Source organism: Corynebacterium sp. MSK150 (genome assembly GCF_030229215.1).
In the GTDB taxonomy this organism is placed as follows: Bacteria; Actinomycetota; Actinomycetes; order Mycobacteriales; family Mycobacteriaceae; genus Corynebacterium.
In genome coordinates this window covers 75,435-99,054 of record NZ_JASPHM010000004.1, presented here as the reverse complement: position 1 = coordinate 99,054, position 23,620 = coordinate 75,435, and the positions used below count along the sequence as shown (strand labels likewise).

Here is a 23,620-nt window from a genome sequence, read left to right as displayed (position 1 = left end):
CATTTCTCTTGCTATCTCTTCCACTCTTTGAAGTCGTACCTTTCTAATCCGTACCCACGAGCCGGCACCTCCCGTTTGAGCCGCGGAAGGTGCCGGTTTCGGTGTTTTGGTCTTTGGGCAGGTGAGCAAGTAGGGTAGGAGACCTATGTGTTCGCTCGTCGGCAAGCAGCTGGCGAAGCGCTCCCTGCAGGTCTCCACCGGCCGCTGTACGGGAGTGAATGGATGCTTAGCGCTGGCCGGCAGTTCCGAGACAGACTTTCAAGGAGTCAAATTGTCTACTTTCCACCCAAAGAGCGGTGACATCACCCGCAAGTGGTACGTCATCGACGCTACTGATGTGGTGCTGGGCAAGCTCGCTTCCACCGTTGCAGACCTGCTGCGCGGCAAGCACAAGCCACAGTTCGCACCGAACGTTGACGCTGGTGACCACGTCATCATCATCAACGCTGACAAGATCCACGTTTCTTCCACCAAGCGCGGCCGCGAGATGCGCTACCGCCACTCCGGTTACCCGGGCGGCCTGAAGTCCATGACCCTGGGTCAGTCTTTGGACGCCAACCCGGTTCGCGTTATCGAAGAATCCGTTGCCGGCATGATGCCGCACAACAAGCTCTCCCGCGCTTCCATCAAGAAGCTGCACGTCTTCGCAGGCGAAGAGCACCCGTACGCCGGCCAGAAGCCGGAAACCTTCGAGTTTAAGCAGGTGGCACAGTAATGGCTGAGCAGAACATCGACAACAACGTAGCCGACGCTGCTGACATCGCTGCAGCAAGCGCCGCTACCGAAGAGTTCACCAACACCATCGGTGATTCCATCGCACCGGCCGAGACCGAAGAGGTCGAGGCTGCCGCTCCGGTACACGAGGGCCCGATCCAGACCGTCGGTCGCCGTAAGCGCGCCGTCGCACGTGTTCGCCTCGTTGCTGGCTCCGGCCAGATTGTGGTTAACGGCCGCGAGTTCGGCGAGTACTTCCCGAACAAGCTGCACCAGCAGGATATCCTCACTCCGCTGACCCTGCTGGAGCGCGAGAACCAGTTCGACCTCAAGGTCACCGTCAACGGCGGCGGCCCAACCGGTCAGGCTGGCGCCCTGCGTCTGGCTATCGCTCGCGCACTGAACATCTACAACCCGGCTGACCGCACCGCCCTCAAGAAGGCTGGTCTGCTCACCCGAGATGCTCGTGCAGTTGAGCGTAAGAAGGCTGGTCTGCACAAGGCACGTCGCGCACCGCAGTACTCCAAGCGTTAATCTCGCTTCTACTGCGCGCGCAAGCGCTACGCAAAGCCGCTGCTTCCTTTGGGAGGCGGCGGCTTTCGTCGTTTTGAGCTTCGGCAGAGGAGAATGACACCTCTGCACGGTAGTACTATATGTGGTACTGATTAATTGTGGGTAGCAGCGTAGAAGAAATCTTGGCCAAAATGAAAAGAAGCCCAGTGAACATAGCTTTTTCGGATCTAGTAAGTGTGTGTGACTATTTTTTTGAGCGAAGAAGCAGCAAAGGCACGTCGCACAGAACGTATAAGACGCCATGGCGTGGAGATCCCCGAGTGAATATTCAGAGCGCGAAAGGAAAAGCGAAAGCTTACCAAGTTCGCCAAGTTCTTAAAGCGGTACAAAAACTACAAACCGAGCAAGAAAGAAGATGAAAATGGACGTCAGCAAATACACCTATCAAGTCTTCTGGTCTGAAGAGGATAATGAGTTTGTGGCGACGGTTGCCGAGTTTCCTTCACTATCGTGGCTGGATTCTGACCGTAGCTGTGCAGAGCAGGAACTTCTGAAGTTGGTTGCGGAAGTAGTAGAAGATATGCAGGTGTCAGGAGAAACCATCCCTCAGCCGTTGGGGGCTCGGTCATATTCGGGAAAATTCAACGTTCGAACCTCTCCGTCGCTGCATCGCAAGCTGGTCATGGAAGCAAGGACGGAAGGAATTTCACTCAACGCATTGATAAACCAGAAGCTTGCCTCCGCCTAAACCGCCCCAACATGTAATCGATGGGCACAGGAGTGCATAATTGACTGCATGACTCGACTTTTTGGAACCGATGGCGTTCGCGGCCTCGCGAACAAGAAGCTGACCCCAATTCTGGCCTTGCAACTAGGCCAGGCCGCTGCGGAGGTATTTACCGCCAAGCGTGAATCCTACGAGCGCCAGCCGCTGGCCATTATTGGCCGCGACCCGCGTGTATCTGGCGAGATGCTGGATGCGGCGATTGCGTCCGGTCTGGCTTCCCGCGGCGTGGACGTGGTGCGCGTGGGCGTGCTGCCGACGCCGGCGATTGCCTACCTGACGGATGACTATGGTGCGGATCTCGGCGTGATGATTTCCGCCTCCCACAACCCGATGCCAGACAACGGCATCAAGTTCTTCTCCGCAGGCGGTAAGAAGCTGCCGGACGAGGTAGAAGATCAGATTCAAGCCACCATGGAAAACCTCACCGAGGATGGCCCGACCGGCACCAAGCTGGGCCGTATCATCTCGGAGGCCCCGGACGGACGCGAGCGCTACCTCAACCACTTGAAGGAAGTGGTCTCCACCGACCTCAGCGGCATCAAGGTGGTCGTAGACACCGCCAATGGTGCGGCCTCCAAGGTTGCTCCGATCGCCTACGAGGCGGCTGGCGCAGAGGTAATTGCTATCCACAACAAGCCGAATGCCTTCAATATCAATGAGGACTGCGGTTCGACGCACATTGAAAAGGCACAGGCGGCCGTCGTCGAGCATGGCGCCGATCTGGGCCTGGCCCACGATGGCGACGCCGACCGTTGCCTGGCTGTGGATGCCGAGGGCAATGTTGTGGACGGTGACCAGATTATGGCGCTGCTGGCCGTAGGCATGAAGGAGGACAATGACCTGCGCTACAACACTCTGGTAGCAACCGTCATGTCTAACCTGGGCCTGAAGCTAGCCATGCAGGAACAAGGCATCGAGGTGCGCCACACCGCAGTAGGCGACCGCTACGTGCTGGAAGAGCTCAACCGCGGCGATTTCTCCTTGGGCGGCGAGCAGTCTGGCCACGTCGTGTTGCCAGATGATTGCACGACTGGCGACGGCACGTTAACTGGTCTGTCCATCATGGCGCGCATGGCCAAGTCCGGGAAGTCCCTAAAGGAATTGGCATCGGTGATGACCGTGCTGCCGCAGGTGCTCATTAACGTGCCGGTTTCTGATAAGGGTGTCATCATGGACGCCCCCGAAGTACAAGAAGCCATTGCCCAGGCTGAGGAAGAACTCGGCGAAACCGGCCGCGTCCTGTTGCGCCCCTCCGGCACTGAGGAGGTTTTCCGCGTCATGGTGGAGGCCGCCGATAAGGAGCAGGCACGCAAAGTTGCCGGGAGGCTTTCCGCCATCGTTTCCTCGGTCTAGCGCAACCGCCGGGTGCGGAAGAATTTTGGCATCCTAGGGAACCATTTGGCGCAATCCCCAGTCCAATGAAGGTGAGAACTTTTACCGCATATGGATTTGGGGGAATACACCAGTGTCTGAGGTTTTTCTTCGCCCCTCGGAGGCGATGTCCGCACTACGGCAGGTCGTAGCCGATAACGACGAACAACGCGATGCCCACCGGGCCGAGGTACCGGATTTTCCGGTGGCCGCGGCTGGACGCAACTTTGGCGGCCACGGTGAGCGCATTCGCAATGTCTTGGCGCGCATCCATGAGCGCGGCGGGCAGAGGTTGGATAATTTATCTGCCACCGCCCATGCCGCCCATGAACAGGTGCGCGCCTTTGCCGATTTTGATGAGTCCTTCGGCAGCTCCTTTGCGCGCGGCGGGGAGGCGGACAGCAAGTGAGTACGCTGACAAAATCCCTGCTGGGGGACTATTCCAACGCGATTTCCCAATTCCAATTCGCATGCTTGGGAAACTACCAGGGCCCCAGCATGCCGATGAACCTACTGGGGGAGCTAGTCGGTGCGGTGGACGGCATCGCGCCCGAAAACCTGGTGAAAAACACCGTTGCGGCCGTGGGCGGAAACCGCCCGAAGGGAGGCGGTGCTGGACTAGCGGGCTATTTGCAGCAAGATGATTCCGAGGTTGCTCAGGGCGCCATGCGCGAGCACCTGTGCGGCGTGCAGGAAGACTTTGACATTGACCGCCAGGATGCTGCCCATCTCACCAGTTCGGCGCAGCAGTGCTCGGGCGCTATTGCCGACGTCGTCGATGTCTCCGACACCGCCCTAACCGAGCTCATCTCTGCGGTCATCCCACTGTTGAATATCTTGTCCATGGTGGCTACCAAGCACCCGCTGGCCAGGTTTATCATCCCGATTCTTTCCACCATTGGCGGGCGCGTTATCGAAGAGACGAATCACAATATCGCTAGCACCTGCCGTGACCGCGATGATGCGATTGAGTCCTGCTATAACGAGTTTGAATCGCGTTGCGAATGCGTCTGCGAGCGCCCAATGCCGGAAGAATGCCCGACGCCGGCTAAACCTACAGATGATGCCTGCCCTGCACCGGTAGAGCAATGCCCGGAGACTCCTACTCCCACTAAGCCGATGCCGAAGGAAGAATGCCCGCCTCCGCCGTCGCAGCCCACCGAGCCGGCCCAGGTGGAGTGCCCACCAGAGCCCACGCCCATGCCGGAGCCTGACTCAAAGCAAGAATCGAGCCAGACGACTTCCACGCCGCCACAGCCGACGCCTCCTTCGCCACCACCCGTCCCGCCAAGGGAATGCCCCGAGCCCGAGCCTGCAGCCAAGACGGAAGTGCACACGGAGACCACTGCCGAACACGGTCTCGGCTGCCGTTGCCAAGAGTGCACCGAACAATCATTAACTGAGCGTCCATCGCAGTCCCAGCGCGAAGTAGAGATCACCAGGCCGGCACAGGCGGAGATCATTCCGCCGCAGGAGCCGCCAGAACAGCCACAGCAAGTAGAAGAACCGTGCCCGGAACCTGAACCTCAGCCTGAGCCGAAACCTAAACCAGACATGGATACAGAACCCGCTTCTGACTCGGGCGCAGGGGAGGAAACACTCTGCCCTGAAAATACCGCGGGAAATACCGAAGAATGTGTGGAAACGACCCAAACCAGCTCAGAAGGCTGTGGAATTGAATCCTCCTGCAGTGGCAGTCTCGGCCTGGTAGGGGCCGGAATCGCTTTAGTAGGCGTGGGCCTCATTGTGGAAGGCGCCGCGCAGTGCCTGGAGAACATGTCCGACGCGGATTGCCCGGTGCAAGAGCCTGAACCGGACCCCGTCCCTGAGCCTCAGCCAGAGCCAGAACCAGATCCCTGCCCGGAACCTGAGCCCGAACCCGAACCCGAACCCGAGCCGGAGCCGGAGCCATGCCCCGAACCCGAGCCAGCTAGTGATGATGGCGTTATGGCGCCGCCTCCTGAGCTGTCTCAGGTAGAGGAGCCAACGCCGCCACCAGAAAAGGTGGCACACCTCCAGGCGGCCGGTCCAGCAGAGGCACCGTCACCAGCCCCAGCTCCGGCTCCTGAACCAGCACCGGCACCGGAACCGCAGCCGGCTCCAGAAGAAGCACCGGCACCGGCACCAGCGCCGCAGCAGGAGGCGGCACCCGCGCCAGAAGAACCAACCATTAAGGCACGAAAGGCAGGTCAGTGGTAATGAATAACGACTTCGCAGAATTTGCGCAGGGCTTTCGGGAAAGGACGGCTAAACGCCTGCTGGAATTTGAAAAAACGCTGGCGAAAGCGCAAGACGAGCTAGAAAAGTCCGCGGATAAAGCCATGCAGGAGGCGCGAAGGGAGAAGGGGCAGGTGGGGCGTCGGCAAGCGGCGGCGATGCCAAGGCCCCGATATGGCGCTGCCCCGGCGCGCTCAAGGAACGCGTCGGGGCAGGTGCAATCTGTGCTGCGGCGGGGCTAATACCTTAGGCGTCGCGGGTGACGCCGGCGCGCTCGGCCAAGTCCTCGCCTACGAGGCTTGTGACCTTCTTGGCGCTCGCCTCTGGATCCGCAAAGGCGGCATAGGTGGAATCGCCATTGAGGGTGGCCAACAGGAAGCCGGTGAGCAAGCCGCGGGCGATTTCGGTGGGGCCGGATTGGAAAGCGGCGGTGCCAATGGCGAGCTTGCGCAGGCGATCTTCGGTAAAGCCGGCGTGGCTGCCCTTGTCGATGGCGCGGAAGCAGACTGGGCCATTCCAGTTATGGGCCAGCTTGGCGGGGTTGCCGGCATTGAAAATGTCTTCCTGGCCGGCGCCAATGACCAAGCCCGGGGTATTAAGTCGGCGGGCCGCCTGCACCGCAGACGGCGCGGTGATGGAAGGATAGATCGCGGCGACGGCGGCGACCTTCTTATTATCCAAGGCGCCAAGCACGGCCGTGCCACCACCCATGCCGTGGCCAATCATGCCGAGCTTGCCCGGGGAGACCGTAATATTGCCAGCGCCAAGCTTGACCCCAGCGGCAATCTGCAGCGCGGATTCCATATCCGCGGCCAGGTTGCGGTGGTTAGGGAAGGGGCCGGTCTCGGAATCGGGGGCTACCACGACGATGCCCCAGCTAGCCAGGTGGCGCAGGGTGGCGTGGTAATCCTTAATCTTGTGCATCCAGTCATGGCCAAAGGCCACGGCGGGCAGGCTTTGGCCCTCCGCAGGGGTATAAACCTTGCCGGTGACTCCGGCATAGTCAAGGTCGCCAACCAAAACTCGGTTGCGACCGCGCTTCGACAACGTTGCTAGATGTTTATTCAAATTCGCAGACACGCATTCCAGGATAGATGAAGATCACCCGCTAGGCGGGAAAGGGTGCGGGTTTATCTGAGAAATGTCTGCGTAGTATCCAGCCGAGCCGCGGGTGTGGTGGAAAGGCTTTCCTAAGCCCCTCCTAACTTGCGCCCCTGTGGGTAGGGGAGTGCAATGTGTGGGCAACTACATACTCTATTTTTCTGGGAAGGCGGGCTGCGGTACATGACTACCGGCGTCGTTGATGTGGAAGAACTTTCTACTCGTTATGGGATGGAGGTAAAGACCGAGGTCATTGACCGCGTGGCACATGCCTCCGATGCCTCGCACTACCTGTACACCCCCAAGGCAGTCATTGAGGCCCGCTCGGCTGAACACGTGGCCGCCATCTTCCGCGCGGGCCGGCAGCAGAATGTTCCGGTCACCCTGCGCTCCGGCGGTACCTCCCTTGCCGGCCAGGCTTCCGGCGATGGCTACCTGGTGGACGTGCGCAAGCACTTCCGCGGCATCGAGGTATTGGATGAGGGCAAGCGCGTGCGCGTCCAGCCCGGCGCGACGGTGCGCCAGGTCAATGCCCGCCTGGGCCTGCGCAATCGCAAGCTTGGCCCGGATCCGGCCAGTGAATCTGCCTGCACCATCGGTGGCGTGGTGGCCAATAACTCCTCCGGTATGGCCTGCGGTACCGAGCTCAATACGTATAACACTCTGGAATCGCTAACCTTCGTGCTGCCTACCGGCACCGTGATCAATACCGCCGATGCGGACGCGGACCAGCAGTTTCAACAACAGGAACCGGAGCTGGTGGAAACGCTCACCCGCCTGCAGCGCCGCGTGCGCGATAACCAGGAATCCGTGGATATTATCCGCCGCCACTTCCAGCTGAAAAACACGATGGGCTATGGCCTTAATTCCTTCCTGGATTTTGATAGCCCGGTCAAGCTCTTTGAGCACCTGCTCATCGGCTCGGAGGGAACCCTGGCCTTCATTGCAGAAGCGGTATTCCGCACGGTGCCGATTGCCAAGCTGACCACCACTACGGTGGCTGTATTTGATGACCTCACCGCCGCCACCAAGTCCCTGCCGGCCCTGCTAGATACCGGGGCGGCCACCCTGGAGCTGATGGACTCTGCCTCGATCCGCGTAGGCCAAGGCTTTGATAAGGTTCCGCAGGCCATCACCGGTTTCGATGTGGATAAGCAGGCCGCACTGCTCATTGAGTACCACGCTGACGCGGAAGAAGAACTGCGGGAGAAGGAAGGCAAGGGCTCGCAGCTTCTGTGCGAGCTGCCGCTGCAATCGCCAGCCGCCTTCTCGGCCGATACCGCTTCGCGCAATACGGCATGGAGCTTCCGCAAGGGCCTGTATGCCCAGGTCGCTGAGGCACGCCCGTCCGGTACAACCGCGCTCTTGGAAGATATCGTCGTGCCCGTGGGGGACCTGGCTGATACCTGTTCTTCCCTGCAGGAACTCTTTGCTCAGTATGGCTATGACGATGCCGTCATTTTCGGCCACGCCAAGGACGGCAATATCCACTTCCTGCTCACGGACCGCTTTGAAGGCGATGACGCCATTGGTCGGTATAACGATTTCAACGAGGGCATGGTGGACTTGGTTCTCTCGGCCGAGGGCAACCTCAAGGCCGAGCACGGCACCGGCCGCGCCATGGCGCCGTATGTGCGCCGCCAGTACGGCGACGAACTCTACGCGGTCATGCAAGAACTCAAGCGGGCCTGCGATCCCACCAACACGATGAACCCAGGCGTCATCTTGGACGATGACCCAGACGCGCACATCAAAAACATCAAGCTCAACCCCACCGTGGAAGAGGAAGTGGACCGCTGCGTGGAGTGCGGCTACTGCGAGCCGGTTTGCCCGTCGCGCGATCTCACGCTGACCCCACGCCAACGCATCGTCGTGCGCCGCGCCCGCAAGCGCGCGGAAGAAGCCGGCGATAGCCAGCTCGTAGCCGAGCTGGATAAGGCCTATGAATACATGGGCATCGAGACCTGCGCGGTGGATTCCATGTGCCGCACCGCCTGCCCAGTGGGCATCGATACCGGTAAGTTCATCAAGCGTCTGCGCCGCGAGGAGGCCCAGCCGGCGCAGCAAAAGCTGTGGGGAGCTGCAGCCAAGAACTGGCAGGTGGTTAGCCAAGGCGCCGGGCTGGCGCTGACCGGCGCGCACCTGCTGCCTACCGAGCTGGTCAAGAAGGTCACCGACGTGGGCCGCAGCCTCATCGGCACCGATAACCTGCCGCAGTACCAGCCGGAGCTGGGCAAGGGCGGCAAGTCCCGTGGCCGCTTGGCCGGGCGCGTGGGTGATCGCTACGCGCAGACCACCGGTATTTATCTGCCTGCCTGCGTGAACACCATGTTTGGCCCGCAGGGCGGCGGCAAGGGCACGACCGATTCCTTCGTGGCTCTCTTGGAGCGCGCCGGGGTAGCGCTGGAGGTTCCGGAGGGCATCGACAAGCTCTGCTGTGGCACCCCATGGGCTTCTAAGGGCATGCAGGCCGGTCACGATGCAATGGAACAGCGTGTGCGCGATGTCGTCATGGAGGCTACCGATGGTGCGCGTCTGCCGGTCATCGTGGACGCCAGCAGCTGCACCGCCGGTTTTAAGGACATGCTGGAGTCGGTGGGCATTACCGTTCTTGACGCCATTAGCTTTACGGCCGATACCCTCCTGCCGCAGCTTGCGGTTAAGAATCCGGCGGCCTCCGTGACCGTGCACCCCACCTGCTCTGCCTTCCAGCTGGGCATGATGGAAGACGTGGAGAAGGTAGCCCGCGCTGCCGCGGCCGAGGTACACATTCCTACTGACTGGAATTGCTGTGGCTATGCCGGCGACCGCGGCATGTTGCACCCGGAGCTAACCGACGCCGCAACGCGAGCCGAAGCAGCGCAAGTCAAGGAGATCGGGGCGCAGTATCATGCCTCGACCAACCGCACCTGCGAGCTTGGCCTGACCCGCGCTACCGGCGAGGATTATCACCACATTCTGGAGCTTTTGGAGCAGGCGACGCGCTAGTTTTCCCAGCGCACTAGCGGGTGGGGCACTATGCCCCGCTTGCCGACGCCCCGCCCGCCTAGAGGTTTCTTCCACGTGCTGTAAAATCAGCAACCATGTGTGGAATTGTTGGATATATTGGTCACGCTGGTGGTGACCGTGATTACTTCGCCCTCGACGTAGTTCTGGAAGGGCTGCGCCGTTTGGAATACCGCGGCTATGACTCCGCTGGCGTAGCAATGTACGCCGATGGGGACATCAGCTGGCGCAAGAAGGCCGGTAAGGTCGCTGCGCTGGATGCTGAGATTGAGGCCCGCCCGTTGCCAGACTCCGTGCTGGGCATTGGCCATACCCGCTGGGCTACCCATGGTGGCCCCACCGACCTGAATGCGCACCCGCACGTGGTCGATGGCGGCAAGCTGGCCGTGGTGCACAACGGCATCATTGAGAACTTTGCCGAGCTCAAGTCCGAGCTTTTGGACAAGGGCTACAACTTCGTTTCCGAGACCGACACTGAAGTTGCCGCTACGTTGCTGGGCGATGTCTTCCACAACGAGGCCGCTGGTGACCTCACCAAGGCAATGCAGCTGACCTGCTCCCGCTTGGAGGGCGCATTCACCCTGCTGGCCATCCACGCCGAGCAGGCCGATCGCATCGTTGCCGCTCGCCGTGACTCGCCGCTGGTTATCGGCCTAGGCGAGGGCGAGAACTTCCTCGGCTCCGATGTATCCGGCTTCATCGATTACACCAAGTCCGCCGTAGAGATGGACAACGACCAGGTCGTGACCATCGCCGCCGATGAGGTAGAAATCACTGACTATGAGGGCAACCCCGCGCAGGGCAAGCCTTTTGAAATCAAGTGGGATGCTGCCGCTGCCGAAAAGGGTGGCTTCGATTCCTTCATGGAAAAGGAAATCCACGACCAGCCCGCCGCTGTGCGCGATACCCTGCTCGGCCGCTTCGACGAACAGGGCCAGCTGACCCTCGATGATCTGCGCATCGATGAGACCGTTTTGAAGTCCATCGACAAGATCATCGTCATCGCTTGCGGTACCGCCGCCTATGCCGGCCACGTGGCACGCTATGCCATCGAGCACTGGTGCCGCATTCCTACCGAGGTCGAGCTCGCCCACGAGTTCCGCTACCGCGATCCGATCGTGAACGAGAAGACCCTCGTCGTCGCGCTGTCCCAGTCCGGCGAGACCATGGATACCCTGATGGCCGTGCGCCACGCCCGCCAGCAGGGCGCCAAGGTTATCGCCATCTGCAATACCCAGGGCTCGTCCATTCCGCGCGAATCCGATGCCGCGCTCTACACCCACGCCGGTCCGGAAATCGCCGTGGCCTCCACCAAGGCTTTCCTGGCGCAGATTACCGCTACCTACCTGCTCGGCCTCTACCTGGCCCAGCTGCGCGGCAACATGTTCGCCGATGAAATCCAGAGCGTTCTTGCTGAGCTGCGCCACATGCCGGACAAGGTTCAAAACGTCATCGACGAAGAGGACCAGGTGGCCAACCTGGCCAACTCCATGAAGGATGCGGAATCCGTGCTCTTCTTGGGCCGCCACGTCGGCTTCCCTGTAGCTCTTGAGGGCGCGCTGAAGCTCAAGGAGATCGCCTACCTGCACGCCGAGGGCTTTGCCGCCGGCGAGCTCAAGCACGGCCCGATTGCACTGATTGAGGAAGGCCAGCCGGTCTTCGTCATCGTGCCGTCTCCGCGCGGCCGCGACTCCCTGCATTCCAAGGTTGTCTCCAATATCCAGGAGATCCGCGCCCGCGGTGCCATCACCATCGTGATTGCGGAAGAAGGCGATACCGCCGTGGAGGATTACGCTAACCACGTTATCCGCATCCCGAAGGCGCCGACCCTCATGCAGCCGCTGCTGGCCACCGTGCCGCTGCAGATCTTTGCCGCCCATGTAGCAAAGTCCAAGGGCTACGACGTGGACCAGCCGCGTAACCTAGCCAAGTCCGTGACTGTGGAGTAATCCACGCCGAACGGTACCTACTAAGCCCCCTTACTTGCCGCGTTTCTTGCGTGGGAGGTAAGGGGGCTTTGGCATTTCTTTGAAGCTTGAATCTGTTATGCTACTGGGAGCAATTGTTGTCGGTGAAAGGAGTAGGCAGTGCTCATCCGTCGTGTTTTTGCGTAAAACACTAAAGGAAGAACGGATTTAAGCATGCCTATTTTATTGAACGACCTTTCCCTTGTATGGCCCGATGGTACAACCTGCTTCAGCGGCCTAAACGGTGCCTTTTCTGGCCCTTTAACTGCACTCATTGGGGATAATGGTGCAGGAAAGACAACTCTGTTAAACGTCATCCTTGGCAAAATCTTGCCTACTGCTGGAACGGTGGAAAAGCCGGAATCGATAGCGTACCTGCCACAAGACCTTGCTTGGAATGAAAATGATGTAGTAGCAGACATCTTCGGTGCCACCCAAGTGCTCGCGGCGATTTCCGCAGTCGAAGCCGGTGAGTATGAACCAGAACTTTATGAGTTAATTGGGGAGCAATGGGACGTCGGTGAGCGCATTACCGCTGCCCTTTCCGCCGCGGGATTGGATATCCCGTTGGACCGCCCTATCAAAAGCCTCTCTGGAGGCGAAGCGGTCCGCGTCGCTTTGGTGGCGGTGTTCTTGTCTGAGCCAGATTTCATTATCCTCGATGAACCGACCAATAACCTCGATGGAACTGCAAAGAAGCATCTGAAAGATATGTTGGTAAATGCCACGGCGCCGGTGTTAGTGGTAAGCCATGACAAAGACCTGTTGGATGTAGTTGCTGAGGTAGCGGAATTAAGGGATGGAAGCCTACGCTTCTTTCAAGGCAACTATTCCGACTACCTAGCCACGATTAATGCAGAGCAGGAAGTAGCTCAAAAAGCAGTATCTACCGCCAAGGCGACTTATAAGCAGCAACTCCGCGAACGACAAGCAATGCAAACACGGATTGCGCGTGATGCGCGCCGTGGAAAGAAGTTCGCGGAGTCGAAGCGCAAACCAGGCATGACGATGAAGCTTGATAAGCAGCGATCCGAAAAGACGGCATCGCGCAGAGCGCAGATCCATTCAGGCGCAGTTGAAGAGGCCCAACGCTCTTTAGCTCGAGCTGAGCGAAACATACGAGATGATGATTCGGTCTATATCGAGCTGCCACAAACTGAGCTGCCGGAAGGAAAGCGGGTTATTTCGATTCCTGGGCTGACGATTGTCGGCCCAGAACGGGTGCGCTTGTCAGGACCAAATGGAAGTGGCAAGACCACGCTCTTAAACCGAATTAACTCCGGTGAGGCGGGCTACGTGATCGGCAATTCGGGGTATTTGCGTCAACGAATTGGATTAGATCCTTCTCTAAGCGTATGGGGCGTGGTTACTAACGCGAATCCACGAGAGGATCCGCAGTTCATCCGTGATCAGCTTGCTCAGTTGTTGTTTCAATCTGACTCGGTTCATGCGTTGACAGGGACTCTCTCGGGAGGCGAAAGATTTAGGGCGGAATTCGCCAGAGTGCTCTTAGCGGATCCGGCGCCGCAATTGCTAATGCTCGATGAGCCGACTAACAACATTGATATTTCAACTGTTGATTGGTTGGTCTCGGTCTTGAAAAACTATCGGGGCGCATTGCTAGTGGTGAGCCATGATGAAGATTTCTGTTCGCGGATAGAACTTACGAGGCAAGTATCGATAGAAGACATTGGATGAGCCGACTCCAAGGTGGATGCATCGCGAGTCAGTGCGCCACACCCCGCCCGAATTCTGCACAAGGGTGAGCAGTGGCACAATGGTGGGCATGCTGAAAACCACGATTGATCTCTCCGCCATTGCGCACAACGTCCGCCTCATCAAGGAAAAGGTGGGGCCTGAGGTCAAGCTCATGTGCGTGGTCAAGGCCGATGCCTACGGGCACGGCGCGGCCAAGGTTGTGCCCGTGATGGCGCGCGCCGGTGCGGATTGCTTTGGCGTGGCCACCCTGCGAGAGGCGGTGGACCTGCGCCGCGCAGGCGTGGATGCGCCCATCGTGGCCTGGATCTGGCAAACAGATGAAATCCTCGAAGAAGCCTTGGCCAATGGAATAGAGGTAGCGGTCAACTCCCTGGAGCAGGCACATAAGCTAGTCAAGGCCGATTTTCCCGCTGAGGTATACGTCAAGGTGGAAACCGGCATGCACCGCTCCGGTGTGGATGAAGAGGATTGGGCAGAGACCTTTAAGGTGTTGCGCGATGCCCCGCACATCAAGGTGCTCGGGCTCATGTCCCACTTTGCGTGTGCCGATGAGCCGGATAATCCGCACAATGACGCCCAGGAAGAGGCGTTCCGCACGGCCCTGCGGCTCGCGCGCGAAATTGGGCTGGAGTGCCCAGTTAACCACCTGGCCAATTCGCCCGCAGTGCTGACTCGTCCTTCCTCCTATTTCGAGCAGGTGCGCGTAGGTGTCGCCTGCTATGGTTTGGAACCGATTGAAGGGCTCGAGCATGGCCTGCGCCCGGCCATGACCTGGTCCGGGCAGATTTTTAATGTAAAGCCCATTCAGCCGGGGGAGGGCACCTGCTATGGATTGACCTGGAAGGCGGAAAAGCCGGGTTTCTTAGCCACGGTGGATTGCGGCTACGCAGATGGCCTGCCGCGCGGCTATCAGGGCGACCTGCGCGTGGGCATTGGTGGGCACCTCTACCCACAGGTAGGAAGAATCTGTATGGATCAGATAGTGGTGGACTTAGGCGAGAACCCGCATGGCGTAGAGCCAGGCCAAGAAGCCGTGATCTTTGGCAACGGGGGAGTATCGGCCACGGATCTCGCCGCGGCAGCAGGCACCATTAACTACGAGGTTGTCTGCCTGCCCGATGGCCGCACCGAACGCGAATATATAGGAGAAGAAGATGCGCAGTAGCTTTCCGGAATCTGGCAGCCGCGACCTATCCACGGTGGAAGAAACCTATGCCTTTGGTGAAGAGCTAGGTGCGGCGCTTGAAGCCGGCGATGTAGTGATTCTGGATGGTCCGTTGGGGGCTGGAAAGACGACGCTGACGCAGGGCGTCGCCAAGGGCATGCACGTTAAAGGTCGCGTTACCTCGCCGACCTTTGTTATCGCCCGCGTGCATCGCTCCACGGTGGGTGGGCCAGACCTTGTGCATGTGGATGCCTACCGCCTGCTCGATGAAGGCGGTGCTAATTCCGGGGATCCGCTGGGAGAGCTCGACGCGCTGGATCTGGATACGGAGCTAGAGGACGCCGTGGTTATTGCCGAATGGGGCGGGGGGCTAGTAGAGCAGATTGCGGAGCGCTACCTATTTATCAGCATTGACCGCGAGCCGGCAGAATATGCCGGCGCAGACGAAGATGTTCGCCGCTTCACATGGTCTTGGAAAAATGGTGCATAGCAGATCTCTGTATATAAAAGTGATTTAAGTGATGAATATCCCAGACCGCTAACTTGATCCGGGTATAACCACTACGTAATTCTATTAAGGTGTTGAATTTTCTCGCCTCAAGTCCTTTGCTTTCTCTCTTCGTCATCATGGCGGTGGGTCTAGCGATTGGCAAGATCAAGATCTTCGGCATCTCTCTCGGTGCCGCGGCTGCGATGTTTGTGGCACTGGGTCTATCTACTGCCAATCCGGATATCCAAATTCCACCGCTGGTCTATCAATTTGGTCTGGCGATCTTCGTTTATGCCATTGGCCTCAGCTTCGGGCCTTCCTTCGTCCGCGAGTTTAAAACCCGCGGCTGGAAGCTCACCGTCTTCATGCTGGGTATGTTGGTTGTCTTGGTTGCGGTGGGCTATGGCCTCATCCGTGGCTTTGGCCTAAGCGTGCCAGAGGCCGTCGGTATGTTCGCCGGTTCGCTCTCCTCCACGCCGGGCATGGCCGCCGTGGTGGAAATGGTGGGCGATTCCACTCCGGTCGTTGGCTACTCCTTGGCCTACCCAGGTGCGGTAATCGGCGCGATCCTTGTCGCCGCCATCGGCGCCAAGGTTGTCAAAGCCAACCATGAGGAAGATGCCCGCGCAGAGGGAATGATTCCCGCCGAGCTCGTGGCCAAAGGCGTGCGCCTGACCAAGAACTTTAATGACACCGCTGGCCATATCTACCGCGTTACCGGCCAGACCGTAGTGGCTACTCGTATCATCTCCGATGAGGAACGCCATCGCCTCGCCGTCCCGGAAATGCCACTGTGCGAGGGGGAGGCTTACCTGCTCAACGGCTCCGAAGAGGCCGTCGATAAGGCCATTGAGGTCTTGGGTGAGGAACACCCAGTGGAGCTGACCGAGGAAGCCGGTCTCAAGTACAGTCGCGTTACCGTGTCTAACCCGGAAATTGCCGGTAAGTCTGTCCGCGAGATCAAGGCCCTCGACCACGGCTTTATCATCGCTCGTATCCGTAAGGGTGATAAGGACCTCGTGCCGCACCCGGACACTGTGCTCAACTACTCGGACCGAGTTCGCGTGGTCACCAGCCCGGACCGCCTGCCGTACGTGCGCAAGTACCTCGGTGACTCTGAGGCCGCTTTGGGTAACGCGGACCTGTTGTCCATGGCCATCGGCCTGTCCTTGGGTATGCTGCTTGGCCTCATTCCTATTCCGATGCCGGGCGGTTCCACCCTGCAGCTGGGTTTCGGCGGCGGCCCCGTGGTCGTCGGCCTGCTCTTGGGCTACCTCAACCGTACCGGGCCGTTGAACTGGCAGATGCCATTCCACACCCGTGAGACCTTGTCCAATATGGGCCTTACCTTGTTCCTGGCCGGCGTGGGCACCTCGGCCGGCGCCTCCTTCCGCGATGCCCTGACGGATCCATCCTCCCTGACCATCATGGGCGTGGGCCTTATCATCACGCTGGTCTCCGCCATCCTGATCGGCGTCATCGGCATGCTGGTGCTCAAGCTGAAGTGGGACGAGGCCATGGGCTGTGCGGCCGGTATGACCACCAACCCCGCAGTCTTTGCCTATATTCGTGACCAAACCGGCACCGAGCTGGCCGGCCGCGGATGGGCCACGGTCTATCCCACCACAATTATCGGCAAGATTATTGCCTCGCAGGTATTGCTCTTGCTGTTGCTATAGCGGCAATATCGCGCGTTAATTACTCACCCACAGGGTCGCCCGCCTACACTGGCAGGCACTACCCTGTGGGTTTTGTGTTGCGGTTAACCAGGTAGCATCAGTTGCCAGAATTACCGTCGCCCGCCTGAAACTTAAACATTTTTCAAGGAGCCATACTTACCCCATGACTAAATTCGCTCGCAACCTCACCGCCGCCATCATCGCCATCTTTATCGTTGTCATGATGGTTCTCCTGGCCTCCTCCACACTGCGCGAGGAAAACCACTTGGAGGGAAACCTCTCCTCCACGTTGTCCAAGGCACCAAATAACTTGGAGGTCATGACCGTTATGCCCACCGATGTCTATGGCGAGGAATACCCTGCCATTGGTTTCATCTGCCCGGGCATGCGCGAAGACAAGGTTAAAGAGGCACAGATCGATACCGAGAACATCACCTTTGAAGATGGTGCGGTGCCTGAAGGCAAGAGCTACGCGGTAGCCATTTCCCAGAGCGCTAAGCCCTTCATCGAAGAGCTGGATCCGGAGAAGGTCGAGGTGTGCGAGATGATTGACATGCAGGTCAAGGCCATGGAGCAGCAGGGCCAGAGCCTTGACGGCGGCGTACCCATGATCCAGGGCACCCAGCCGCTGGGCTTCCAGCGCGAGGATGGCACCTGGAAGATGGTTGCCTAATGCGCGTCCTCGCGATCGATACGGCTACCACCGCCCTCGTTACCGGGGTAGTGGATACCGCCACCGGGCAGACCACCGAGCGCGTGTTGGAGGATACCCGCGCGCATAATGAGCTGCTCATTCCTACCATCACCGAGGTCCTCGCAGAGGCGGGCATGGAGTATTCCGATCTCGATGCAGTGGTCACCGGCGTGGGCCCGGGTCCATTTACCGGGTTGCGCGTGGGTATGGCGACGGCCTCCGCGCTTGCCGACGCCCTCTCGATCCCCCTCCACGGCATCTGCACCCACGATGCCATCGCGGCCGCCGCCGAGCTTCACGTAGATCCTGCCGCCGCGGCCGACGAGGCGACCGCCTTGGTAGCTACCGATGCCCGCCGCAAAGAGATTTACTGGGCCACTTACCGCGTCACCGACTCCGGTGTGCAGCGCATTTCTGGCCCCGCGGTGACGAAACCGGCCGAACTCGAGGTGGAACTTGCCTCCACTGCGGAAGTCATCATCCCGGACCGCCTTGCTGAGCAACTCCCCGAGGGGCTCGCCGCCCTGCCGCACCGCGCGGCCCAGCCAACCGCGGCAGCCCTCGTTGCCGCGGCCGACCTAGAGGCAGAACCGGCTCCCGTCGTGCCGCTGTATCTACGCCGCCCAGATGCGGTCCCGCCAAAGCAGCAAAAGCTTTCTGCCGCCATCCCGAAGGTCGAGCTGTGAAGCTGCGCGAGCTAACCCCAGCCGATGCACCCCGGTGCGCCGCGTTGGAAGAGGTCCTATTTCCCGGAGAAACCCCGTGGTCCAGCCGGATTTTCCGGGAAGAAATGTCCCAGCCCTTCAACTTTTATCTCGGGGTGGAAGGCGCGATCGAGGAACCGGCGCCCGTAAAGCTTTTGGGCTATGCGGGCATCGGCATGATGGGACCGGCCGCGGACCCGGAGTTTGAAATCCACACCATTGGCGTCGACCCCGCCGCGCAGCGTCGCGGCATCGCGCGGATGATGATGGACAATATCTGCCATATCGCGGATCTTAAGGATGCCCCGGTCTTCCTCGAAGTTCGCGTGGGCAATGATCCCGCTATTGGCCTGTATGAGCGCTACGGTTTTGCCAAGCAGGGGATCCGCAAGAATTATTACCAACCTTCCGGGGCGGATGCGCACGTTATGGTGCGCCCGCGCCAGTCCGAGCGCCCAGAAGATTAAGGAGCAGTCATGAAGATCATGGGCATCGAGTCCTCCTGCGATGAAACCGGCGTAGGCATCGTCGAGCTGCGCGAGGACGGCCGCATGGACATCATCGCTAACGCCGTTGCTTCCTCCATGGAGCAGCATGCGCGTTTCGGTGGCGTCGTCCCGGAAATCGCCTCCCGCGCCCACCTTGAGGCCATGCCGCAGGTTATGCAGGCGGCGCTGAAAGAGGCGGGCATCGAAAAGCCGGATGCCATCGCCGCCACCGTGGGGCCCGGCCTAGCCGGTGCCTTGCTGGTGGGAGCCTCGGCCGCCAAGGCCTATGCCGCGGCTTGGGGCGTGCCTTTCTACGGCGTTAACCACCTGGGTGGCCATGTTGCCGTGGCCAACTTAGAAGGCGAAGTGCTGCCGCACTCGGTGGCCCTCTTGGTCTCGGGCGGGCATACGCAGTTGTTGGAGGTAGAGGCCGTCGGCAAGCCCATGCGCGAGTTGGGCTCTACGCTTGACGACGCCGCCGGTGAAGCCTACGACAAAGTCTCCCGCCTCCTCGGCCTGGGCTACCCGGGCGGCCCGGTGATCGATAAGCTCGCCGCCCGCGGTGAAGCCACCATCGATTTCCCGCGCGGCATGTCCCGCGCCGAGGATCTGCGCGGCCCGCACCGCCACGACTTCTCCTTCTCCGGGCTCAAGACCTCCGTGGCCCGCTACGTGGAGCGTGCCGAAAAGGCAGGGGAGACCATCAGCGTGGAAGATGTCTGCGCCAGTTTTCAAGAAGCCGTGGCCGATGTCCTGACGGCCAAGGCCGTGCGTGCCTGCGAGGACACCGGCGCCCGGGTGCTGCTATTGGGAGGCGGCGTGGCCGCTAATTCCCGCCTGCGCGAGCTGGCCGCCGAGCGCTGCGCCGCCGCCGGGGTGGAACTGCGTGTGCCGCGCTTTTCCCTGTGCACCGATAACGGCGTGATGATCGCGGCCATCGGCGCGCAACTCATCCATGAAGGTGCCCAGCCCTCTGGCCTCGGCGTAGGCACCGATACCCAGCTGGATGTGGAAGAGCCGCAGTTAACCTAAAGTTCTTCTCGCTCGCGCTGCAGGCGGGGCAGGGGGCCGGTACGCTAAAAAGCGTTCATGCCCTCTTGGCTTTCTGAAGGAGCTTTCTCTCATGACCGTCGGTTTCCTTGTCAACCCTGATCTCACCCGCCGCAAGCTAGAGTTCGAGCTGGAGCACGCTAACCAGTTCCTGGGCGGCACCACCGAGGACCGCGTCTCCGTTGTATTCCAGGAAGATGGCACCACCTACGCCGCGCTCTACAATCCCGAAGCCAAGGCCGAAGGCGCCGAGCCGAACCCGGTAGCCTCCCTGGCGCGCAACGCAGCCGCCACCGGCAACGCCGCCTTCCTACAAGACCCCATCCGCTCCATCTGCGGCCCCGTCATTTTCGTTGACGCCGAGGGCGAAGACACCACCATCGATGCCGTTATCGAGTCCGTGGAGCAGGGCATTCGTGCAGTGAAGAACTACCGCGAAGACAACCCGGACGAGTACACCCTCTGGCGCGCGGCCGTTATCAACTCCGATAAGAGCCTTTAAGTCCCAGCCCCTCACAGGTAGGGTTCAAGCGCTTTTCGCGCGCTCGTAATACAGTGTTCACATTCTTATGGTGTTCTAGGGAGCCGAACCGTTTCTTCTAAGACTCCAAAGGTGAAAACTGTATGCTCCGTTCATCGCGCTTCGTCGCCTCCTTCGCCACCGCCCTCGCCGTGGGTGGCGCCCTCGCCCTCGTGCCCGCCACCCCGGCGCTGGCAGCTGATGCGCCCATCTACCGCACCATCCTGCAGCCGGGCGAGGATGAATCCCAGGTCATGGTCACCTGGCGCACCAAGTCCAAGGCAGACGAGGTCCTCGAGGTCACCGGCCCAGAAGGCACCACGACCTTCCGCGCCGACGAGCGCGACTTTGGCGCCTTGCTGTACAAGTCCCAGTTCGCCACCGCTACCGACCTGCAGCCGGATACTGAGTACTCCTACCGCGTTGGCTCTGAGGAAGGCGGCTGGTCCGAGCCAGAGACCTTTAACACTGGCTCCAATGGCGATGACTGGTCCTTCCTTACCGTCGCAGACCCGCAGATCGGCGTGGACCTCAAGGTGGATGAGCAAGCCGAACAGTGGCGCAAGACCATCGGCCGCGCGGCGTCCCATGTGCCGAATGCCAGCATGATCTGGTCCTTGGGTGACCAGGTTGAGGGATGGGGCGCGCAGGTACCGCAGTACGATGCATACTTCTCCGCCCCGGAGATCCGTCACATCCCCACCAACACGGTCCCAGGAAACCACGAGACCTATAACCTCACCATGAAGCACCATGATGAGCACTTCTCCAACCCACATCAGGCGGACGATATCCGCGACCACTACTTCGAGCGCAATAACGTGCTCTTCATCGGCTTGGACTCCAATGCTTCTTCCGACGCCGATATCGCCCGCCACGAGCAGTTCCTGCGCGAGGCCATCGAATCCCGCGGCGCGGATAATGACTGGATCGTCGTTGGCATGCACCACGGCCCATACTCCCAGGGCTCGCATCACTTTGATAAGGACGTCACCAACCTGCGCGAGAAGCTCACCCCGGTGCTCTCTGAGCTCAACGTCGATGCCGTGCTCTCCGGCCACGACCACATCTACACCCGCAGCCACCTGATGAAGAATAATAAGCCGGTCCTGCCTGAAAAGAAGCCGCAGCGCGGCGATGTTCTCGAGCCCAAGGATGGCGAGGCGCTGTACCTGACCACCACCACCGCGGGCGGCGGCAAGTACTACGACTTCACCGACGTCAACAATAAGAAGCACAAGGGCGCGCGCATGGAGACCATCGATCCGAAGCTCGCCCACGAATCCACCGCCATGTGGCGCCAGGACTACACCGAGGACTACATGCGAGTGGACGTCTCCGATGACAAGCTCACCTTCACCACCTTCAACGAAGGCGATAACACGCTGGTGGACAAGGTTTCCCTCAAGAAGAAGGACCGCGACGCTGCGCCTGCCGACGACGCCACCAACCCCGCCGACTCCACCGAGTCCACCGACCCAGACACCCCAGAGGTGCCTAAGGATCCGGAGGGCGGCAGCTCCCTGAGCTCCAGCGATGTTTTCGGCGGGCTCAGCTCGAAGAAGTAGCTAGCGTCGCCCCACTGGCTAGCGCTCTGTATGGCGCAGCCACGCCAATACGGCCTTGACCCGCCGGTTGGAATCCTCGGGCCGAAATCCGAGCTTCATGAACACATTGGAGACATGTTTGCTTACCGCTCCGGCGGTAAGAACGAGCGTGTCTTTAATTTCTTTATTGCTCAATCCTTGGGCCATAAGCCCCAGTACCTCCCGCTCGCGGGCGGTGAGCTGGGCTAAACCAGTACGCCGCGCCGACAGCAGCGCAGTTACGACCTCTGGGTCCACCACGGTGCCGCCGCGCGCGACCTCGTCTAGCGTGCGCACGAATTCTTCCACATCAGAAACGCGCTCCTTGAGCAGGTAGCCAAAGCCGCCGTGTTCCAAGAGGCGGTCGAGGTAGCTTGCCGCTACGTATTGGCTCAACACCACCACCGGCTGGGTGGGATTTGCGGCACGCAGGTCATACACGGCGCGCAAGCCATCGTCGGTCAAGGTCGGTGGCATGCGCACATCGCTGATGATCAGGTCAAAATCTTCCTGCCCGGCTATAGCGCGCAGTTCTTCGGCATCCGTGGCCGCCGTAACGCTATGCCCCAGAGCGCTGAGTAGCTGCTCGAGCCCCGCGCGCAGCAGCGCGGAGTCTTCCGCCAGTAGTAGTTTCATTCGGCCTCCTTCAGTGGCAATTCGACCTGCAGCCGGCCACCGCGTTCGCGCGCAGCCGCGTCAGGAGCTGCGGCAAAGCTCACCGTGCCGCCTAGTGCGGCGGCGCGCTCGCGCAGCCCGGCGAGACCGGTGCCCGTCTCAGCTGGCTCCTTGGCCGTGTGGCCGAGGTCAGCTCCGGGGCCGGGGCAGGGTCCGGTGCCATTATCAACGATGTCTAGGCGCAGCATCTGCCCGAAAGCAACCGTTACCGTCGCCTGGGTGGCCGCGCCGTGCTTGGACGCATTAGTAAGCGCCTCGGCCACCGCGTGGTAAGCCAGCAGGGCAGTGGTTTCATCCACTGAGCGCTCGGCGCCTTCGACGTGTAGTTCGGTCTCCAGCCCGGAGTGGGCGAGGAGTTCGTCGAGGGCGGGGATAAGTCCGGCGTCGAAAAGCACCTGCGGGGCAATGCCACGCACCGTCGCCCGCAGGGAGGCGAGGGCCAAAGAGGCATTATGTTCCGCATCGGCCAAGGCCGGTTGCGCCTCCGGAGGGGCCTGCAATTTCGCCGCGGCCAAATTGAGCTTGAGCGCAGTGAGGTACTGCTGCGGGCCATCGTGCAGCTCGCGCTCGATGCGGCGGCGCTCGCCGGAAAAGGCATCGATAAGCGTGGCGCGTGAGGCCGCCAACTCCTCGGCCGAGGGGCTCAATGCCAGCCGAGTCAGCGAGGTCGATGCCAAGACCAACAGGCGGTTAAGTCCCACCAATAAAGCCACCAGCAGCGCCGCGGTGAGCCAGCAGGTAAAGAAAATGAGCGGCCGGTTGGAGGTAGACCACCCACCAAAGGAGAATTCGGTATTTGGCACGAACGGCGCAATTGCCAGCACGCCAGCCGTAAAACCCACGGCAGTCCACGCGGCAAAGCAGGCAGCCGAAATCAATAGCTGCACAATAAGGTGATAAAACTGCTGCCAATCAAACCACCGTCCCGCGCGCCGGGGTGGGATCTGTACACCCATCCACTGCGCACCCAACCGGCCGACTAATTCCGCGGCGCGTCCCACCAGCGGAATCCACGGCAGCATCAGCACCGAAACCACCAACGCCGGGATAAATAGCGCGCCGAGGACGAGGCTCCACGCGCAGGCTTTGAGGGTTCGCATAACCCATGAGCCTAGCCGCCTTACCCAGGGTGGGGCAGTAGAGCTAGCTCTACCATTTTCTGGGCGGCCCACTC

Annotated in this window: 22 protein-coding genes; 19 read left to right on the top strand and 3 right to left on the bottom strand. The window is 60.4% G+C overall.

The window, feature by feature from the left end; translation table 11 throughout:
* The first annotated feature begins 271 nt into the window (after positions 1-271).
* The 7 genes from rplM to QP941_RS03845 all read left to right on the top strand — a co-directional run bounded on the left by rplM (position 272) and on the right by QP941_RS03845 (position 5,844).
* Positions 272-715: a 50S ribosomal protein L13 gene (gene rplM / locus QP941_RS03880; RefSeq protein ID WP_034668278.1), complete on the top strand. Its 444-nt coding sequence runs from the start codon at positions 272-274 to the stop codon at positions 713-715.
* Positions 715-1,248: a 30S ribosomal protein S9 gene (gene rpsI / locus QP941_RS03875; RefSeq protein ID WP_284868069.1), complete on the top strand. Its 534-nt coding sequence runs from the start codon at positions 715-717 to the stop codon at positions 1,246-1,248. The genes rplM and rpsI overlap by 1 nt, the downstream gene beginning before the upstream one ends.
* 400 nt (positions 1,249-1,648) lie before the next feature.
* Positions 1,649-1,975: a type II toxin-antitoxin system HicB family antitoxin gene (locus tag QP941_RS03865; protein ID WP_005328036.1), complete on the top strand. Its 327-nt coding sequence runs from the start codon at positions 1,649-1,651 to the stop codon at positions 1,973-1,975.
* A 48-nt stretch (positions 1,976-2,023) separates the two neighbouring features.
* Positions 2,024-3,367: a phosphoglucosamine mutase gene (gene glmM, locus QP941_RS03860; RefSeq protein ID WP_225745952.1), complete on the top strand. Its 1,344-nt coding sequence runs from the start codon at positions 2,024-2,026 to the stop codon at positions 3,365-3,367.
* Between the two features lie 112 nt (positions 3,368-3,479).
* Entirely contained in the window at positions 3,480-3,794 is a 315-nt protein-coding gene (locus QP941_RS03855) for a hypothetical protein (protein WP_225745951.1), read from the top strand.
* The gene (locus QP941_RS03850; RefSeq protein WP_284765994.1) at positions 3,791-5,584 is read left to right on the top strand and encodes a hypothetical protein; all 1,794 of its coding nucleotides are present in this window, start codon (positions 3,791-3,793) and stop codon (positions 5,582-5,584) included. Before QP941_RS03855 ends, QP941_RS03850 begins: the two co-directional genes overlap by 4 nt.
* On the top strand, positions 5,584-5,844 hold the full coding sequence (locus QP941_RS03845; RefSeq protein WP_204610194.1) for a hypothetical protein: 261 nt from the start codon (positions 5,584-5,586) through the stop codon (positions 5,842-5,844). Before QP941_RS03850 ends, QP941_RS03845 begins: the two co-directional genes overlap by 1 nt.
* A 4-nt stretch (positions 5,845-5,848) precedes the next feature.
* On the opposite strand, the gene QP941_RS03840 is transcribed toward QP941_RS03845, so the two are convergent.
* Positions 5,849-6,682, bottom strand: a complete 834-nt coding sequence (locus QP941_RS03840) for a dienelactone hydrolase family protein (protein WP_284868068.1) — start codon at positions 6,680-6,682, stop codon at positions 5,849-5,851.
* 204 nt (positions 6,683-6,886) lie between these two features.
* On the opposite strand from QP941_RS03840, the gene QP941_RS03835 reads away from it, so the two are divergent.
* The 12 genes from QP941_RS03835 to QP941_RS03780 all read left to right on the top strand — a co-directional run bounded on the left by QP941_RS03835 (position 6,887) and on the right by QP941_RS03780 (position 21,753).
* A complete protein-coding gene (locus QP941_RS03835) occupies positions 6,887-9,691 on the top strand; it encodes an FAD-binding and (Fe-S)-binding domain-containing protein (RefSeq protein WP_284868067.1) in 2,805 nt (934 codons plus the stop codon).
* 95 nt (positions 9,692-9,786) lie between these two features.
* Positions 9,787-11,658 carry a glutamine--fructose-6-phosphate transaminase (isomerizing) gene (gene glmS, locus QP941_RS03830; protein ID WP_284868065.1) on the top strand — a complete coding sequence of 624 codons (1,872 nt, stop codon included), beginning with the start codon at positions 9,787-9,789 and terminating at the stop codon, positions 11,656-11,658.
* 192 nt (positions 11,659-11,850) lie between these two features.
* The gene (locus QP941_RS03825) at positions 11,851-13,374 is read left to right on the top strand and encodes an ABC-F family ATP-binding cassette domain-containing protein (RefSeq protein WP_284868064.1); all 1,524 of its coding nucleotides are present in this window, start codon (positions 11,851-11,853) and stop codon (positions 13,372-13,374) included.
* Positions 13,375-13,456: 82 nt separating this feature from the next.
* Positions 13,457-14,560 (top strand): alanine racemase, encoded by a 1,104-nt coding sequence (gene alr / locus QP941_RS03820; protein WP_284868109.1) that lies wholly within the window; start codon positions 13,457-13,459, stop codon positions 14,558-14,560.
* On the top strand, positions 14,550-15,050 hold the full coding sequence (gene tsaE, locus QP941_RS03815; RefSeq protein WP_284868063.1) for a tRNA (adenosine(37)-N6)-threonylcarbamoyltransferase complex ATPase subunit type 1 TsaE: 501 nt from the start codon (positions 14,550-14,552) through the stop codon (positions 15,048-15,050). Before alr ends, tsaE begins: the two co-directional genes overlap by 11 nt.
* A gap of 89 nt (positions 15,051-15,139) precedes the next feature.
* On the top strand, positions 15,140-16,729 hold the full coding sequence (locus QP941_RS03810; protein WP_284868062.1) for an aspartate:alanine exchanger family transporter: 1,590 nt from the start codon (positions 15,140-15,142) through the stop codon (positions 16,727-16,729).
* 163 nt (positions 16,730-16,892) lie between these two features.
* Complete coding sequence (locus tag QP941_RS03805) at positions 16,893-17,402, top strand: hypothetical protein (RefSeq protein ID WP_284844857.1); 510 nt, start codon at positions 16,893-16,895, stop codon at positions 17,400-17,402.
* Positions 17,402-18,109 (top strand): tRNA (adenosine(37)-N6)-threonylcarbamoyltransferase complex dimerization subunit type 1 TsaB, encoded by a 708-nt coding sequence (gene tsaB / locus QP941_RS03800; protein ID WP_284868061.1) that lies wholly within the window; start codon positions 17,402-17,404, stop codon positions 18,107-18,109. Before QP941_RS03805 ends, tsaB begins: the two co-directional genes overlap by 1 nt.
* On the top strand, positions 18,106-18,594 hold the full coding sequence (gene rimI / locus QP941_RS03795) for a ribosomal protein S18-alanine N-acetyltransferase (protein ID WP_284868059.1): 489 nt from the start codon (positions 18,106-18,108) through the stop codon (positions 18,592-18,594). The genes tsaB and rimI overlap by 4 nt, the downstream gene beginning before the upstream one ends.
* A 9-nt stretch (positions 18,595-18,603) precedes the next feature.
* Positions 18,604-19,647 carry a tRNA (adenosine(37)-N6)-threonylcarbamoyltransferase complex transferase subunit TsaD gene (tsaD, locus tag QP941_RS03790; protein ID WP_284868058.1) on the top strand — a complete coding sequence of 348 codons (1,044 nt, stop codon included), beginning with the start codon at positions 18,604-18,606 and terminating at the stop codon, positions 19,645-19,647.
* Between the two features lie 91 nt (positions 19,648-19,738).
* Entirely contained in the window at positions 19,739-20,167 is a 429-nt protein-coding gene (locus QP941_RS03785; RefSeq protein ID WP_204610180.1) for a hypothetical protein, read from the top strand.
* A 122-nt stretch (positions 20,168-20,289) separates the two neighbouring features.
* A complete protein-coding gene (locus QP941_RS03780; RefSeq protein ID WP_284868057.1) occupies positions 20,290-21,753 on the top strand; it encodes a purple acid phosphatase family protein in 1,464 nt (487 codons plus the stop codon).
* A gap of 18 nt (positions 21,754-21,771) precedes the next feature.
* On the opposite strand, the gene QP941_RS03775 is transcribed toward QP941_RS03780, so the two are convergent.
* Both QP941_RS03775 and QP941_RS03770 read right to left on the bottom strand, forming a co-directional pair.
* On the bottom strand, positions 21,772-22,407 hold the full coding sequence (locus QP941_RS03775; RefSeq protein WP_284868056.1) for a response regulator: 636 nt from the start codon (positions 22,405-22,407) through the stop codon (positions 21,772-21,774).
* Positions 22,404-23,546 carry a sensor histidine kinase gene (locus QP941_RS03770; RefSeq protein WP_284868055.1) on the bottom strand — a complete coding sequence of 381 codons (1,143 nt, stop codon included), beginning with the start codon at positions 23,544-23,546 and terminating at the stop codon, positions 22,404-22,406. The genes QP941_RS03775 and QP941_RS03770 overlap by 4 nt, the downstream gene beginning before the upstream one ends.
* Positions 23,547-23,620 lie beyond the last annotated feature (74 nt).

Coding starts and splice junctions, on each gene's coding strand:
- tsaB (WP_284868061.1), top strand. CDS start 17,402: ATGCGCGTCCTCGCGATCGATACGGCTACCACCGCCCTCGTTACCGGG.
- QP941_RS03825 (WP_284868064.1), top strand. CDS start 11,851: ATGCCTATTTTATTGAACGACCTTTCCCTTGTATGGCCCGATGGTACA.
- QP941_RS03780 (WP_284868057.1), top strand. CDS start 20,290: ATGCTCCGTTCATCGCGCTTCGTCGCCTCCTTCGCCACCGCCCTCGCC.
- QP941_RS03845 (WP_204610194.1), top strand. CDS start 5,584: ATGAATAACGACTTCGCAGAATTTGCGCAGGGCTTTCGGGAAAGGACG.
- QP941_RS03775 (WP_284868056.1), bottom strand. CDS start 22,407: ATGAAACTACTACTGGCGGAAGACTCCGCGCTGCTGCGCGCGGGGCTC.
- QP941_RS03865 (WP_005328036.1), top strand. CDS start 1,649: ATGGACGTCAGCAAATACACCTATCAAGTCTTCTGGTCTGAAGAGGAT.
- tsaD (WP_284868058.1), top strand. CDS start 18,604: ATGAAGATCATGGGCATCGAGTCCTCCTGCGATGAAACCGGCGTAGGC.
- QP941_RS03770 (WP_284868055.1), bottom strand. CDS start 23,546: ATGCGAACCCTCAAAGCCTGCGCGTGGAGCCTCGTCCTCGGCGCGCTA.
- QP941_RS03805 (WP_284844857.1), top strand. CDS start 16,893: ATGACTAAATTCGCTCGCAACCTCACCGCCGCCATCATCGCCATCTTT.
- QP941_RS03785 (WP_204610180.1), top strand. CDS start 19,739: ATGACCGTCGGTTTCCTTGTCAACCCTGATCTCACCCGCCGCAAGCTA.
- glmS (WP_284868065.1), top strand. CDS start 9,787: ATGTGTGGAATTGTTGGATATATTGGTCACGCTGGTGGTGACCGTGAT.
- glmM (WP_225745952.1), top strand. CDS start 2,024: ATGACTCGACTTTTTGGAACCGATGGCGTTCGCGGCCTCGCGAACAAG.
- rpsI (WP_284868069.1), top strand. CDS start 715: ATGGCTGAGCAGAACATCGACAACAACGTAGCCGACGCTGCTGACATC.
- QP941_RS03835 (WP_284868067.1), top strand. CDS start 6,887: ATGACTACCGGCGTCGTTGATGTGGAAGAACTTTCTACTCGTTATGGG.
- tsaE (WP_284868063.1), top strand. CDS start 14,550: ATGCGCAGTAGCTTTCCGGAATCTGGCAGCCGCGACCTATCCACGGTG.